A 14,553-nucleotide genomic window follows, 5' to 3' on the forward strand; every position below is an offset into this window, starting at 1 on the left:
CCTTCTCCCCTTGTGGGAGAAGGTGGATCGGCGCGCAGCGCCGAGACGGATGAGGGGTGTTGGACGGATCGCCGTCATCGCCAAGCTGGAGCCCCCCTCATCCGTCGCCTCCGGCGACACCTTCTCCCACAAGGGGAGAAGGGGAGCTCTTCGGCGCGGCGCCGCGCTAATAGGACAGTTACGAGGAATTACGCATGGACATGCTGGACGAAGCCGCGGGAAAGCTGAAGGACGACGCCGACGTTCGCGTCGGCCGGCGCGTGCGGGCGCTGCGGCTGGAGCGCAATCTGTCGCTGGCCGATCTTGCCGCCAAGGCAGGGGTGTCGATCGGGGCGCTGAGCCAGATCGAGCGCGGCATGTCTTCCTTGCGGGTGCGAGTGATCTGGCCGCTTGCCGCTGCCCTCGACATCGAGCCGTCGGCGCTGATCGCCGACGGCAACGATGCCGTCAACGATCTCTATTGCGTGCGTGCCAACAGCCGGCGGCAGATCCCGGTCAAATCGGAAGGCATCGCCAAGGCACTGCTGTCGCCGCCCGCCGCGACACTCACCGGCATGCTGGTAACGGTGGACGCCGGCGGCGGCACCGCCGAAGCCTACGCCCATGCCGGCCATGAATTCGGTTTCGTCCTGTCGGGCGAGGTCGAGCTCGTTGTCGATTCCACCACCTACGGGCTGAAGACCGGCGACAGTTTTGCCTTCAAGAGCACGCTTTTGCACGCCTTCCGCAACCCGGGTGCTGAGCGCTGCCAGATCCTCTGGGTCAACACGACAAAACCCTCCGAGGTTCGCGATGGCGCTTGATCCACTGGTGCGGCTGCAGGCCGTATCGAAGACCTTTCCCGGTGGCATCGTCGGCTTGGACGCTGTCGACCTCGACATCGCCAGCGGCGAGTTCCTTACCTTGCTCGGCCCTTCCGGCTGCGGCAAGACCACCAGCCTGCGCGTCATCGCCGGGTTCGAAAGCCCGTCGAGCGGACGTGTGCTGCTGGACGGCCGTGACATCACCGCGCTCCGACCCTTCGACCGGCCGGTCAACACCGTGTTCCAGGACTACGCGCTGTTTCCGCACATGAATGTCACCGAAAATGTCGGCTTCGGCCTGTCCTTGCGCAAGCTCTCCGGCATCGAGCAAGCCAAGCGCGTCGGCGCGGCCCTCGACATGGTCGGCCTCGCCGACAAGATCGGCGCCCGCGTCTCCGAACTGTCGGGCGGCCAGCGCCAGCGCGTCGCACTCGCCCGCGCCATCGTCTGCGAGCCGCGCGTGCTGCTGCTCGACGAGCCGCTGTCGGCGCTCGACGCGCATCTGCGCGAACAGATGCAGGTCGAGCTGAAGCGGCTGCAGTCACGGCTCGGCACCACCTTCGTCATGGTCACCCATGACCAGACCGAGGCGCTGTCGATCTCCGACCGCATCGTCGTCATGAACAAGGGCCGCATCGAGCAGATCGCAGCACCGGCGACGCTCTATGACCGGCCCGCCACCAAATTCGTGGCGAGCTTCATCGGCACGATGAACCTTTTGCAGTCGCGCTTCGTCGGCCGCGATGGCGAGCGCCTGCGCTTCGCCGCCGGCGCCTTGCCGCTGGAAGCCGTTTCAGAAACCGGCGACGCACTGGCCGAAGGCGCGGTGCGCACCATCGGCGTGCGCCCGGAAGATCTGCTGGCGGCCACGGAGGCGGCCGAAGGAACTGCGCCAGCGCGGGTCAACAGCATCGTCTTCCACGGCCGCACCTTGCGCCTGCACGCTGAACTCGGGCAGGGGATGCCGGTGGTGATCGACGCCCCGCGTCAGGCCGAGGGTTTTCAATTCAGCGTCGGCGACGTGGCGCATATCAGCCTGCGCCGTGGCGCCAACTGCCCTATGCTGGCCAACTGATCTTCCTTCCATTTCCAGAAAAAATCGGAGCCCGATCTTGAGCAATCATTTGAATTTCTTCATCGACGGCAAGTGGGTCGCGCCCGTCGTGCCGGCGACGCTGGACGTGATCGATCCGTCGACGGAAGAGGCCTACACCAGGATTTCGGTCGGCTCGAAAGCCGATGTCGACAAGGCAGTGGCAGCGGCCAAGGCGGCCTTCCCGTCCTTCTCGCAAACCAGCAAGGCCGAGCGCCTGAAGCTTCTGAAGCGCATCCTTGAAGTCTACAATGAGCGCTATGAAGACATCGCCCAGGCCGTCAGCCAGGAGATGGGCGCGCCGATCACCTGGGCACGCGAGGCGCAGACCTGGGCGGGCCGGGCGCATATGGAAGCTACCATCAAGGCGCTGGAGGATTATGAATTCCAGGAGAAGCGCGGCGGCACCATGGTGGTCAAGGAAGCGATCGGCGTCTGCGCGCTGATCACGCCATGGAACTGGCCGCTCAACCAGATCGTCTGCAAGGTGGCGCCGGCCATCGCCGCCGGCTGCACCGTGGTGCTGAAGCCCTCGGAGATCGCGCCGATCAGCGGCATCGTCTTTTCCGAAGTCATGCAGGCCGCCGGCGTGCCTAAGGGCGTCTACAACATGGTCAACGGCAACGGCCCCGATGTCGGCCAGGTCATGGCCGGCCACCCGGATGTCGACATGGTCTCGTTCACCGGCTCGACGCGCGCCGGCATCATCGTCGCCAAGACGGCGGCCGAAACGGTCAAGCGCGTGGCGCAGGAGCTTGGCGGCAAGTCCGCCAACATCGTGCTGCCCGGTGCCGATTTCGAGACCGCGGTGAGGAAAGGCGTCGAGGGTTGCTTCGGCAACAGCGGCCAGTCCTGCGACGCGCCGACCCGCATGCTGGTGCCGGCCGCCCGCCACGACGAGGCGTTGGCCATCGCCAAGAAGGCGGCCGAAGCCCACAATGTCGGCGACCCCCGCTCGGAGGACACCAAGCTCGGGCCGGTGGTCTCCAACATCCAGTACGACAAGATCCAGCGGCTGATCGAAGCCGGCATCGCTGAAGGTGCGACGCTGGTCACCGGCGGCCCCGGCCGGCCGGAACACCTCAACCGTGGCTACTATGTCAGGCCGACCGTGTTCGGCCATGTCACGCCGGGCATGACCATCGAAAAGGAAGAAATCTTCGGCCCGGTGCTGTCGGTCATTTCCTACAGCGACGACGACGACGCGGTGAAGATCGCCAACGACACGGTCTACGGCCTTGCCGCCTATGTGCAGTCGCAGGATATCGAGCATGCGCGCAAGGTTGCCGGACAGCTGCGCGCCGGTCAGGTCTCGATCAACTATCCGGAATGGGACACGTTCGCGCCCTTCGGCGGCTACAAGCAGTCCGGCAACGGCCGCGAATATGCCGATTGGGCAATCCACGATTTCCTCGAGGTCAAGGGCATCATCGGCTACGGGGCGTAGGCTTCGGATCAATCACGCCGGCCGGGTGGGCCGCCTATGTGGTCCTTCCTGCCGGCTGTGAACAAAAAGACCATGGAACTAAGTGTGAATTGACTCGGATAAGAATTCATTCCTAGTTTGGCCAATGCCCGAACCAAGCAGCCGGCCGCGCCGAAATGTGCAAACCCTTTCCTTGGCCCACGAAGTCGGGCAGCTAGTTCGTGTCCGATGCCTGAACTGCAACATCACTCGACACTATCTGCCCGGCGACCTCGCAAAGCTGGTCGGTGACATTCCTTTTTGGGACGTGGAACGGCACATGCGGTGCGAGCGCTGCAAACGTCGCGAACTTGACGCCGGCATCATCCTTCCGAGCGCCGCTGAACGCTTGAAAATTCGTGTCAGACGCCTTGTCGAAATCCGCATGGTTCGTCGGGTGATCTGGCGAGACGACGATTGAGGCAGCGGCCTGCAAGCTGATCCCGCAGCCTAAAACAGAGACCCCTGGGCTGGCAGCTGCTGAGGAAACTTGATCTGTGTGGCTGGCTTCTCGACAATCACCAATGCATCGTCAGGCGCTGTCCGCTGCAAATGCCGTGCCTCTGCCCACGGCGCTGTCAGCCAGGCCTCAGTCTCTTCCGGCGTGGTCAGGATCACCGGCATGGCTTTCTCATGGATCGGCGCGATGAGAGCGTTAGGCTTGGTTGTCATGAAGGCGTATAGTTCGAAGTCGCCGGGACCGTCCTTGACCTTTCGCACGCCCTGCCAGCGTGTCCAGAAACCAGCGAAGAAGAACAGCGGCCGGCCTTCGTCACGGGCAAACCAGTAATTGCGCTGAATACCAGTTTCCGGGTCCTTGTCGTTCGGGGTAGGGCTAGGCTCGGCAAAGCTGGTCACCGGCACGACGCATCTATGCTCGACGCCGACGAACTGTTGCCAGTGCGAATATTGTGGATTGCGAACGTTGGTCGTGCCGTAGTCGGCCTTACCTTTCATGCGCTCCGGCGGCGTCGGCAAACCCCAAAGCAGTTTCGCCAGCTCACGCGTCCCGTCCGCCGCGTTGCGAACGACCGGCCCCGCCTGGTTGGGATAGATGTCGACCGAAGGCTCAAGGTTGCCGCTGATATCGCGCAATGTGCGGGTCCATTGGCGGACCGCCTCTTGCGTCGTCGTGATGTTGTAGAGGTTGCACATGCGCCTAGCATTGCGGACTTGGCTTGTGTCTGCAACCGAAGTCGCTGTCGGCTTTCCCGCAAATCGTCGTCACATAACCGAGCTATATCAATCGTCCTGACACGGCTTGTCAGCTGTCGGGCGGGCAAAGGTGGCGGGCCGGCAAGCGCTTCCCTACTTCAACCCAGTCTCAACAGGAGGAACACACATGTCCATCGCGGAAATTGCCAAGGATTTCACCGAGCTGCTCAAGCAGGGCGATCACCTGGGTGCTGGTGAAAAATACAATGCCGACGACATCGCCAGCTACGAAGCCATGGAAGGGCCGATGGCAATGGTCCGTGGCAAGGAGGCTCTCAGGCAAAAAGGCGAATGGTGGCAAGCGAACAACGAAGTGCATGGCGGCTCGGTCGAGGGCCCTTATGTCAACGGCGATCAGTTCGCGGTGCGCTTCAAGTTCGACATAACGCCCAAGGCCACCGGCGAGCGCGCCACCATGGACGAGGTTGGCCTATACACGGTCAAGAACGGCAAGATCACCGAAGAGCGCTTTTACTACTAAGCCGGAACACGCCGGCTTCCTGCTCGCTTGCATGATCTAAATATGGCGGCCGGGACATCGTCCTGGCCGCCCTGTGAAAAGCTCAAATCGTCTTCACATACTGCGCCAGCTGATCGGCCACCGTGCCCCAGCCGTCGAAGAAACCCATCTCTTCATGGTTGTTGCGGGTGGCCTGATCACGGTGGATGGCAGTGGCGGTGTAGCGCGTGCATTTGCCGTCCGGCTGGAGGGAAATCACCGCGGTGATGAAGGGCTCGCCTGACGGCCGGTAGCCCGGCAGCAGCGCATCCGTCCACACCAAGCGTTCGTTCGGCACGATTTCCAGATAGCAGCAATGGCGGTCGTTGACCTCTTTGCCGTCGGGCGATTGCATGCGGGTGCGAAACAGTCCGCCTGGCCGCAGATCGATCTCGCAGTCGGTGATCAACCATGGCTTCGGCGTGAACCATTGCTTGACATGCTCTGGCATCGTCATGGCGCGCCACAACAGTTCGCGCGGCGCGTCGAGCACACGCTCCAGCGTCAGATCCAGCCTGGGGTCGGTCTTGAAGGGGTAGCTCACTTTTCCTGCTCCTTGAGGCTCATCACATAAGCGTCGAACTGGTCGAGGCGGCGCTCCCACAGCGCGCGCTGTTCGGCCAGCCAGTTTTCGGCAAGCTGCAGCGGCTCGGGCGCCAGTTGATAGGTCCTGGTGCGGCCGATCTTTTCCGAGCGCACCAGCCCACAGCCTTCGAGCACCTTGAGATGTTCGATGAAGGATGGCAGCGCCATCTCGAAGGGCTGGGCCAGTTCGCTGACCGACGCGGGGCTGCGGTTCAGCCGCTCGACAACGCGCCGCCGCGTCGGATCGGCCAGCGCACGGAAGATGCCATCGATTGGCGGCGGGCCAGGCGTAGCGTGCTGCAGACTGCTCATGGCGATGTCGTCTCCACATGATAGGTGAGCACCACGGCGCCATTGGCGAAGGAGCGCGTGTCGACCAGCTTGAGGTCGGTCGCGTCCTCGGTCCTGTCGAACAACTGCGCGCCGCTGCCGAGAATGACCGGAAACATCATCAGCCGGTATTCGTCGACGAGACCGTGCTGCTTGAGCGCATTGACCAGCCTGCGGCTACCGCAGGCGATGAGATCTCCCTTCAGATCCTGTTTGAGCTTGCGCACCGCGGCCATGAGCTCGCCTTGCAGAACGGTGGTGTTGTTCCATGCCGGGTTCTTCAACGTCGAGGAGACGACGTATTTCGGCATGCCGTTCATGCGGTCGGCGAACGGCCCCTTATAGGTCGGCCAGCCGCTGGCGAAGCTTTCATAGGTAACCCTGCCGATGAGCAGAGCTTCATGGTCGAGCACCTCCTGGAACTTGTAGTCGATCTGTCCGGCCTCGTGCCGCTTGCCGACCCAGTTGGTGTGCCGGTAGCCCGGCTCGCCACCGGGCGCCTCCATGACGCCGTCGACGGAGATCAGTTCGGATACGACGATCCTGCCCATGATTTTTCCTTTCCCGTTCTTGCCAATACTTAGGAAAATCCCTTAGTATTGGCAAGCCTAAATATGCATCGATGGCGGTCGGGATGCTGGCAAAGCGGGAAAGGCGGTTTTAGGCTGATCCGCAGATTCGACTGTCAGCCTGGGAAGCACGCCTTTGACGATCACCATGTACGGCATCACCACCTGCGACACGATCAAGAAGGCGCGCGTCTGGCTGGAGGGCCATGATGTGCCCTACCGGTTCCATGATTACCGGGCCGAAGGGATCGACGCGGGCAAGCTGGACGGCTGGGTCGGCAAGGTCGGCTGGGAAAAGCTGCTCAACAAGGGCAGCACGACGTTTCGCGAGCTGCCCGACAAGGACAAGGCGGGTCTCGACGAGAAGAAGGCCAAGAAGCTGATGCTGGCCAAGCCGACCATGATCAAGCGGCCGGTGCTGGAGGTTGGCGACGCGATCTTGGTTGGGTTCAAGCCGGAGGCTTATGAGGTGGCTGTGAAGTAGACCCTTAATCGCCGCGATCCTTCGCGCCCCCCTCTGTCCTGCCGGACATCTCCCCCACGAGGGGGGAGATTGGCGGTTTGGGCGCCTCGCTTACCCTGCAACGTTGGCGATTGGCGAAGCCCCACGTGACGTCTGATCTCCCCCCATGTGGGGGAGATGTCCGGCAGGACAGAGGGGGGCGCTGTCCCGCCGACGCCTAAACGCCAGCCGCGAACTTTACGCCCACTCCCCCTTGCGCATCACCGGCACCTTGCGGCCATCCTTGTGGACGCCATCGATGTCGATCTTGTCCGAGCCGATCATCCAGTCGATGTGGATAAAACTCTTGTTGCCGCCACGCGCCGCGATCTCGTCCTGGCTGAGCGAGGCGCCGTCGACGAAGCACTTGGAGTAGCATTGTCCGAGTGCGATGTGGCAGGCGGCGTTCTCGTCGAACAGCGTGTTGAAGAACAACAGGCCGCTGGCCGAGATCGGTGACGAATGCGGCACCAGCGCCACTTCGCCGAGCCGGCGCGCGCCTTCATCGGTGTCGAGCACCTTCTTCAGCACGTCCTCGCCCTTTGAAGCCTTGGCTTCGACGATGCGGCCCCCGTCGAAGCGCACCGAAATCTCGTCGATCAGCGTGCCCTGGTAGGACAGCGGCTTGGTCGAGGAGACATGTCCCTCGACGCGCCTTGCGTGCGGCGTAGTGAACACTTCTTCGGTCGGGATGTTGGGATTGCAGGTGATGCCGTTCTTGGCGGTCGAGGCGCCGCCCATCCATTCATGGCCGTCGGCCAGCCCCACGGTCAGGTCGGTGCCCGGGCCGGTGAAATGCAGCGCATGGAAATTATGGCCGTTCAGCCATTCGGTGCGGCCGCGCAACGCCGCATTGTGCGCTGTCCAGTTGCCGATCGGGTCTTCCACATCCACCCGCGACGCCGCGAAGATCGCGTCGGCGAGTTTGGCCACCGCGACGTCGTCGGCATCGTCAGGGAAAACCTGCTTGGCCCAGGCGAGATCAGGATAGGCGACGATGTTCCAGTTGATGTCGAAGCCGGTGATTTTTTCCAGCGCCGGCTGGTAGGCCATCGAGTTCGCCTTGTTGGCGCGCGCCACTTTCGACGGGTCCTGCGCCGACAGCAGCGACGGGTCCTCGCCGCGCACGGCGAGCCGCGCTGCATTGTTGGCAAAAGCTTTCGCCATGCCCTCATAGAGCCAGCCGGCGGCGCGGTCGAAGCCGGCATCGGCTCCGAAACGGTAGCGCGCCAGCGTCATCTCGTCATCGTTGAAGATCGGCGTCACCAGGCCCGCACCGGCCTTGTAGGCGTGCTCGACGATCCGCCGCGTCAGCGGCAGCGCGGCGATCGATGAGGTCAGCACCAGATCCTGCCCCGGCTGCAATTGCAGCCCGACCTTGATGGCAACCTCGGCCAGCCTGTCGAGCTTCACCGGGTCGATCGTTGCGGAAACGCCGCGCGAATGTGTGGTCATGAATTTGCCTGCCGTGATGTGGGGTCCGATACTCTACATAGACCGACGCCACCGTCCTTTCCACCGCGATTGCGCTGGTCCAGACCTAGGCCGCGCTTTCGAGCGACCTGAACTGCGCCATGGTCGCCTCGATTTCCTCGCGCACCCAGACCTTGAAATCCCGGACCTTGCGGCTTTCGCTCTTGGCGGCGGAAGTCACCATCCAGTAGCCGAGCCCGCTGTCCGCGCGCACGCCGAAGGGCGCGACAAGCCGGCCGTCGGCGAGAGCGTCGGCCGTTAGCAATTGCCAGGCGAGCATCACGCCGTGACCGGCAATCGCCGATTCCAGGCACAGCATCGGATCGGTGAAGCGGGCGCCCTTGAGGAAAGTGACCGGTTCGACGCCCGCTGCCGCGAACCAGCTGTCCCAGCTGATCATCGACCGCTCGTCGGTGATGGCGCAGGTCTGTGCCAGGTCCTGGATCGATGTCAGTCTGGCCGCGATCGATGGCGCACAGACCGGAAACACCTCCTGCGCCAGCAGCAGTTCCGCGCGCACGTCGGCCCATTTGCCGTCGCCCATCCGGATGCCGACGTCGATGTCGGAACGGTCGAGATCGGCGATCCGCCCCGAAGCGTCGATGCGCAGCAGTACGTTCGGGTGCCGGGCAAAATGACGGGACAGCCGCGGCAGCAGCCACTTCGAGGCAAAAGCCGGCGCCACCGAAACCACCAGCGTGCATTCGCTTGCCTCGTCGGCGAGCGCCACCGCTTGGGCGAGTTCGCGGAAGCCCGCGCCCAGGCGGGTCGTGAAGACAGTGCCGAATTCGGTCGGCACCAGGCCGCTCGCCGTTCGCTCGAACAGAGCCTGGCCGAGCTGTTTTTCCGTTCGGTTGATCTGCTGGCTGACGGCGCTGACGGAAACGCCAAGCTCTCTGGCCGCCGCCGCAAGCGACCCCAGCCGGGCGACGGTTTCGACGGCACGCAAGCCGTTGAGATGGACGCGGTTCAAAATAGCCATACAGTTTTTCTAAACCGAGGCGGCCGAAATCTCAATTGAAAGACAGGTCGGGAAGGCAGATTTTAGTAAGGCCAGTCAGACCGAGGAGGCAAGGATGGTCAAGATTTTGTCATTGCTAAGAGCCTTTTCGGTTTCGGGAGCAGGGCAAGGCCCACGCCATGACGAGATCGCCAACTGGGTGACCGATCCGCTGTCGCATCCGGTGCTCGACACCATGTCGGAGCGTGAACTCGGCGACGTGCCGTTCCGGCTAACGGCCCGGCGCACCGCCTACGAGACGGGCGCGGTCAGCTGCTACTGAAAATCACGGACGCGGTGACAGGGAAGAGCCGATATTGTCGACGCCCCGCCGCCCCTCATCGCCCTGCCGGGCACTTCTCCCCGTATGGTGACGGGGAGAAGGACGCCGTCATCGCCGATTTCGTTGGTCGCCAGCGTTGCAGGGAGAGGCGCCGACGTTGCGGTCAGCTCCCTTCTCCCCGTTCACGGGGAGAAGATGCCGGCAGGCAGATGAGGGGCGGCGCTGCGTTGAAGATCTGCGCGCGCGACGAAGCAAGGGGCTGGCCCAACAAAAGCGGATTGTTTCGGCACCCGGCAAATCTATTGTGCGCTGCGATGAAAGCCGCTTCACCCTTGCGTCTCGCCGTGGCCGGCATGATTGCCATGGCCGTCGCCATGGGCATCGGCCGCTTCGTCTACACGCCGATCCTGCCCGGCATGATGGAAGAGCTCGGCCTGTCGACGGCCGATGCCGGCTGGATCGCCTCTGCCAATTACCTAGGTTACCTCGTCGGGGCACTTGCCGCCGCCGGCGGCTGGGCGCATGGGCGCGAGCGCCTGCTGATGTTTTCCGGCCTTGCCGCCAGCGCAGTGCTGGCCGGGTCGATGGGCCTGACCGAGAGCATGGCTGCTTTTCTCCTCATCCGCTTTCTTGCCGGGCTGGCCAGCGCCTTCGTCATGGTGTTCATGTCCAGCATCGTCTTTGGCCATCTGCTGGCGGCCAGCCGCAACGATCTGCAGGCGCTGCATTTCGGCGGCGTCGGCCTCGGCATTGCGGCGTCCTCGGCGCTGATGGCGGTTCTCGTCACCGATCATGCCGGCTGGGCGGCGGGCTGGCTGTGGTCGGCCGCGCTTTCGGTCTGCGGCTTTGCCGTCGTCGCCTTGCTGGTCGGGAGCACCGCGCCCGCCAATGGCGTCACCGGCCGCGAACCGGCGCTGCCGAAGGACCGGTCGTTGCTGAAGATCATCGTCGCCTACGGCCTGTTCGGCTTCGGCTATGTGGTGACGGCGACGTTCCTGGTTGCCATTGTCCGCCAGGGTGGCGGCGGCCGCGTCTTCGAGGCCATCGTCTGGCTGGTCACTGGCCTTGCCGGCTTTCCCTCCGTCTGGCTCTGGCAGAAGATATCAGCACGGATCGGCCTCTACGCGGCCTATGCCTTGGGCTGCCTCGTCGAAGTGGTCGGCGTCACGGCCAGCGTCGCCATGGGCGGCACCGTCGGGCCGTTGCTCGGCGGCCTCCTGCTCGGCGGCACCTTCATCGCCATCACCGCGCTTGGCCTGCAGACTGCAAGGCAACTTGTCCCGCAGGCGCCGCGCCGGATCTTTGCCGTGATGACGGCTTCCTTCGGCCTCGGCCAGATCGTCGGCCCGATCGTCGCCGGTTTGCTGGCGCAGGCATCCGGCAACTTTGTCCTCGCCTCGATCGTAGCTGCTGCTGTGTTGCTGGTTTCGGGCGTGATCACCTGGTCGGCTGCGCCAAAATCGCCATGATTGTGGTCTTGCTCGATGCCGGGCATCGGGCACGGCATTTTCTTTCCAACTAATGTGTGACCTTATGCCCGCCGATATCAGCTGATTTGCCCACCGACTCGAGGATTTCACCACAGTGTTCGTATCGTTTTTTCCGCAGCCGAAGCTGTTTTTCACCTCGGCAGTCGTCTGGAGTCTGCTGCTCGTCATCTTGTGGTTTTTGGGGGGTGAGCATCTGGGTGCGATGCTCGGTATGCCGCCCATTGATCCGCAGGCGCCGCCAATCATCAGCCCGTTGCGCTTCCTGACGCCATCTTTCTTGTGGTTCTACACCTACTTTTTCGCCGGCATCATGATCTTCTACCTGTTCTGGGCATGGCATGCGCCGCATCGTTGGCAAAATTGGTCGATCCTTGGTTCAGCCCTGATTATTTTCGTTACCAATTTCATAGTTCAGATCAGCGTCGCGTTGAACGATTGGCGTGGCATGTTTTACGACATGGTTCAGCGAGCCTTGGCGACGCCCGGTTCGGTCTCACCCGGTGAATTATATTTAGGGGTTTGGCAGTTCCTGACACTTGCCACCGTTTACATGTCTATTGCTGTTTTGAACTTGTTCTTTGCCAAGCACTACGTTTTTCGCTGGCGGACAGCGATGAACGACTATTTCTCGTCTTACTGGCCGAGGCTGCGCCACCTGGAAGGAGCATCTCAGCGAGTACAGGACGACACGATGCGTTTTTCGCGCACTATGGAAGACCTGGGCATTAACCTGGTCGATTCCGTAATGACGTTGATTGCATTTCTCCCCGTTCTCGCCGCCCTCTCCGTGCATGTGAAGGAACTGCCCATCGTAGGCTCAATTCCGTATCCCCTTGTTATCGTGGCTATCTTGTGGTCGCTGTTCGGCACATTCTTGTTGGCTATTGTCGGCATCAAGCTTCCAGGCCTGGAATTTCGCAACCAGCGTGTCGAAGCTGCCCTTCGGAAGGAACTTGTTTTCGGCGAAGACGATCCGAACCGCGCTCAGCCGCCTGTGCTGGCGGAGCTGTTCAGAAATGTGCGCAAGAATTACTTCACGCTATACTTGAACTATGTCTATTTCGACATGGTGCGTTATCTATATCTGCAAGTTGACAACATATTTGCTATGTTCATCCTTGTGCCGACTGTAGCCGCTGGCAGAATTACGTTGGGCGTCTTTCAGCAGGTGGTAGCGGCCTTTTCGCAGGTTACCAATTCATTCCAGTACCTTGTCAATTCATGGCCGACCATCGTCGAATTGATCTCGATCTACAAGCGCCTCCGCGCCTTCGAGGCGACGCTTGAAGGTGCACCTCTGCCTGATATCGACAAGCGCTATCTTGAGCGCCAGGCAAAGGAGCCCGACCCGGCCTAACAGCCGTTCGCGTCGGTGGGCGGCTTAGCCGCCCACCGACGCCTGTTTCTCGCCTTGCCGCGAAACATAGTCGCGAAAGCTAATGCACTCGACATCGGCCTTCACACAAACCTCGCCGGCGAAGCGCTCCAGCGCGGTCCAGTAGGCGCCGTTGTTCATCTGTGTGAAATGAAAACCGAGTTCCAGCGGCATGCGCTTGCCCCGGTATTGCGCATCGAAAGCGGCGTGGAAGGCTTGATAGCTCCGCTCAGCGAACTCCGCCGCTCCGCTCGGCCGCTCGAAGCCGCCGGAATGGCGGACAAAGAGATTGTAGTCCATGGCGATCACCGGCCTTGAGTTGGGGCCTTCCGGGATCTCAGGCAGCGAAAAATGGGTGAGACCTTTGCTGGTCGGCGGCAGCATCGGGCCTTGCGAGACGCCGCTGGCGTCGAACTGGTAGCCGGCCGCCGGCAGCGCTTCATAGAGCGCCTTGTTGGCCGACAGATACGGCGCGCGAAAGCCGATCACCGCATGGCGCGCAAAGTCGCGCCAGCCCTTGGGCTCAGGCACAATGCTGTTGATCGAATAGGCGTTCTCGAAAATGTGCTCGAACGAGGCGAACTCTCGCAACCAGTCGGCCTTGCTCCAGTCCTTGCCGTCGAAATGGCCACAGCCATGGCTGGCAATGTCGTGGCCCTCAGTGGCGGCGAGCCCGATCTCGTCGAGCCGATCCGCCACCTCCTGCTGGGAAGCTGCAAAGCCGATATTGGATTTGCCTGCGGTCTTACCAGGCGCCGTGTATTCCGCGCGCGTCTGTTGCGACAGCAGGAAGACGCAGGAGAGAAAATAGGTGAAGTGGGCGCCGGTGCGCTGTGCCAGTGCGCGGCTGCGCTGCCATTGCGAAATCTCGCGGGCGCTGTCGAACGAGATGATGACGATCTGCTTCGGCTTGGCCGGCGGTGGCGCCGCTGGCGGATCGGCGAACGCAGCACCCGCCGTGGCGAGCGCGGCGACGGAAAACGCAAGAACGCGGGACAAACGAGGCATCGGCAATCTGATCTGCATCTGGAAGCGGTCAAAGGCCGGCTATCGACAAAATGTGGCGTGGGTGCGGTCGCAGCCGGCAGTGGCCTGGGTGGCGATTAGCCGATTTTCGTGGCGTACCCCTTCCATGCCGACAAAATTTCGCTAAAACGCGGGCTCAAGAACGGGCCCGGACCGGGCAGGAATGGTTTTGATCGATGTCGGACGACAGTTTTATCCGCGAAGTCAACGAAGAGATGCGGCGCGACCAGGCGCAGGCGCTGTGGGACCGCTTTGGCCCTGCCTTGCTTGGCCTTGCCATTCTGGTTGTGATCGGCACCGCCGCTGTCGTCGGCTACCGCTATTGGGACGAGACCCGCGCCAACCGCTCGGGTGATGCCTTCTCGCAGGCGCTCAAGCTGGCCAATGACGGCAAGAGCGACGACGCGCTGACCGCGCTCGCCGCGCTGGAAACGGACGGCTACGGCGCCTATCCGCTGCTCGCCCGCATGCGCGCGGCGACCGTCAAGGCGGACAAGGGCGACTTCGATGCGGCAGTCAAGGATTTCGACGGCGTCGCCGCCGACACCGCCATCCCGTCTGGCATTCGCGATATGGCGCGCCTCAGGGCAGCACTCCTGCTCGTCGATCATGGCTCCTTCGCCGATGTCTCCAGCCGTGTCGAGGCGCTGACATCAGACACCAACACGCTGCGCCATACGGCGCGCGAAGCACTCGGCCTTGCCGCCTGGAAGGAAGGCAAGACCCAGGATGCACTCAAACTGTTCGACCAGATCGCTTCGGATGACGGTGCCCCGCGCAACACGCGCGAGCGGGCGACGTTGATGTCCGAGCTGATCCGCGGGTCGGGCAGCGCGTCGTAATGC

General features: G+C 62.6%; 17 protein-coding genes. 9 read left to right on the plus strand and 8 right to left on the minus strand.

Features of this window, described 5'->3' with window-relative positions:
- Nucleotides 1-194: 194 nt before the first annotated feature.
- Genes AC1DX6_RS18465 through AC1DX6_RS18475 form a run of 3 tightly spaced genes read left to right on the plus strand, consistent with a single transcriptional unit; the run spans nt 195 to nt 3,343 of the window.
- Complete coding sequence (locus AC1DX6_RS18465; protein WP_477315845.1) at nt 195-803, plus strand: cupin domain-containing protein; 609 nt, start codon at nt 195-197, stop codon at nt 801-803.
- A complete protein-coding gene (locus AC1DX6_RS18470; protein WP_477315847.1) occupies nt 793-1,878 on the plus strand; it encodes an ABC transporter ATP-binding protein in 1,086 nt (361 codons plus the stop codon). The genes AC1DX6_RS18465 and AC1DX6_RS18470 overlap by 11 nt, the downstream gene beginning before the upstream one ends.
- 37 nt (nt 1,879-1,915) lie before the next feature.
- A complete protein-coding gene (locus tag AC1DX6_RS18475) occupies nt 1,916-3,343 on the plus strand; it encodes an aldehyde dehydrogenase family protein (RefSeq protein WP_477315849.1) in 1,428 nt (475 codons plus the stop codon).
- A gap of 193 nt (nt 3,344-3,536) precedes the next feature.
- Here the strand turns inward: AC1DX6_RS18475 and AC1DX6_RS18480 are convergent, their stop codons facing one another.
- Both AC1DX6_RS18480 and AC1DX6_RS18485 read right to left on the minus strand, forming a co-directional pair.
- Entirely contained in the window at nt 3,537-3,797 is a 261-nt protein-coding gene (locus AC1DX6_RS18480) for a hypothetical protein (protein WP_477315851.1), read from the minus strand.
- A gap of 14 nt (nt 3,798-3,811) precedes the next feature.
- Nucleotides 3,812-4,516, minus strand: coding sequence for an SOS response-associated peptidase (locus AC1DX6_RS18485; protein ID WP_477315853.1), 705 nt, complete (start codon nt 4,514-4,516; stop codon nt 3,812-3,814).
- Nucleotides 4,517-4,703: 187 nt separating this feature from the next.
- On the opposite strand from AC1DX6_RS18485, the gene AC1DX6_RS18490 reads away from it, so the two are divergent.
- Nucleotides 4,704-5,057: a SnoaL-like domain-containing protein gene (locus AC1DX6_RS18490; protein WP_477315855.1), complete on the plus strand. Its 354-nt coding sequence runs from the start codon at nt 4,704-4,706 to the stop codon at nt 5,055-5,057.
- An 82-nt stretch (nt 5,058-5,139) separates the two neighbouring features.
- On the opposite strand, the gene AC1DX6_RS18495 is transcribed toward AC1DX6_RS18490, so the two are convergent.
- The 3 genes from AC1DX6_RS18495 to AC1DX6_RS18505 are packed head-to-tail and all read right to left on the minus strand — an operon-like array spanning nt 5,140 to nt 6,541.
- A complete protein-coding gene (locus tag AC1DX6_RS18495; RefSeq protein ID WP_477315857.1) occupies nt 5,140-5,619 on the minus strand; it encodes an SRPBCC family protein in 480 nt (159 codons plus the stop codon).
- Complete coding sequence (locus AC1DX6_RS18500; RefSeq protein ID WP_477315859.1) at nt 5,616-5,972, minus strand: ArsR/SmtB family transcription factor; 357 nt, start codon at nt 5,970-5,972, stop codon at nt 5,616-5,618. Before AC1DX6_RS18500 ends, AC1DX6_RS18495 begins: the two co-directional genes overlap by 4 nt.
- Entirely contained in the window at nt 5,969-6,541 is a 573-nt protein-coding gene (locus AC1DX6_RS18505) for a dihydrofolate reductase family protein (RefSeq protein ID WP_477315861.1), read from the minus strand. The genes AC1DX6_RS18500 and AC1DX6_RS18505 overlap by 4 nt, the downstream gene beginning before the upstream one ends.
- A gap of 154 nt (nt 6,542-6,695) precedes the next feature.
- On the opposite strand from AC1DX6_RS18505, the gene AC1DX6_RS18510 reads away from it, so the two are divergent.
- Complete coding sequence (locus AC1DX6_RS18510; RefSeq protein ID WP_477315863.1) at nt 6,696-7,043, plus strand: ArsC family reductase; 348 nt, start codon at nt 6,696-6,698, stop codon at nt 7,041-7,043.
- Between the two features lie 216 nt (nt 7,044-7,259).
- On the opposite strand, the gene AC1DX6_RS18515 is transcribed toward AC1DX6_RS18510, so the two are convergent.
- Both AC1DX6_RS18515 and AC1DX6_RS18520 read right to left on the minus strand, forming a co-directional pair.
- Nucleotides 7,260-8,516 (minus strand): aminopeptidase, encoded by a 1,257-nt coding sequence (locus tag AC1DX6_RS18515; protein WP_477315865.1) that lies wholly within the window; start codon nt 8,514-8,516, stop codon nt 7,260-7,262.
- 85 nt (nt 8,517-8,601) lie between these two features.
- Nucleotides 8,602-9,516 carry a LysR substrate-binding domain-containing protein gene (locus AC1DX6_RS18520; protein ID WP_477315867.1) on the minus strand — a complete coding sequence of 305 codons (915 nt, stop codon included), beginning with the start codon at nt 9,514-9,516 and terminating at the stop codon, nt 8,602-8,604.
- A gap of 94 nt (nt 9,517-9,610) precedes the next feature.
- Between AC1DX6_RS18520 and AC1DX6_RS18525 the strand changes: the two genes are divergently transcribed.
- From AC1DX6_RS18525 to sbmA, 3 genes are all read left to right on the plus strand, one after another.
- Entirely contained in the window at nt 9,611-9,817 is a 207-nt protein-coding gene (locus AC1DX6_RS18525; RefSeq protein ID WP_477315869.1) for a hypothetical protein, read from the plus strand.
- A 314-nt stretch (nt 9,818-10,131) separates the two neighbouring features.
- Nucleotides 10,132-11,286, plus strand: coding sequence for a YbfB/YjiJ family MFS transporter (locus AC1DX6_RS18530; RefSeq protein ID WP_477315871.1), 1,155 nt, complete (start codon nt 10,132-10,134; stop codon nt 11,284-11,286).
- Between the two features lie 115 nt (nt 11,287-11,401).
- Nucleotides 11,402-12,664: a peptide antibiotic transporter SbmA gene (gene sbmA / locus AC1DX6_RS18535; RefSeq protein ID WP_477315873.1), complete on the plus strand. Its 1,263-nt coding sequence runs from the start codon at nt 11,402-11,404 to the stop codon at nt 12,662-12,664.
- A 24-nt stretch (nt 12,665-12,688) separates the two neighbouring features.
- On the opposite strand, the gene AC1DX6_RS18540 is transcribed toward sbmA, so the two are convergent.
- Nucleotides 12,689-13,690: a polysaccharide deacetylase family protein gene (locus tag AC1DX6_RS18540; RefSeq protein WP_477315875.1), complete on the minus strand. Its 1,002-nt coding sequence runs from the start codon at nt 13,688-13,690 to the stop codon at nt 12,689-12,691.
- Nucleotides 13,691-13,884: 194 nt separating this feature from the next.
- Between AC1DX6_RS18540 and AC1DX6_RS18545 the strand changes: the two genes are divergently transcribed.
- The gene (locus AC1DX6_RS18545) at nt 13,885-14,550 is read left to right on the plus strand and encodes a tetratricopeptide repeat protein (protein ID WP_477315877.1); all 666 of its coding nucleotides are present in this window, start codon (nt 13,885-13,887) and stop codon (nt 14,548-14,550) included.
- Nucleotides 14,551-14,553 lie beyond the last annotated feature (3 nt).

It is taken from the genome of Mesorhizobium sp. P2_C4, assembly GCF_056404575.1.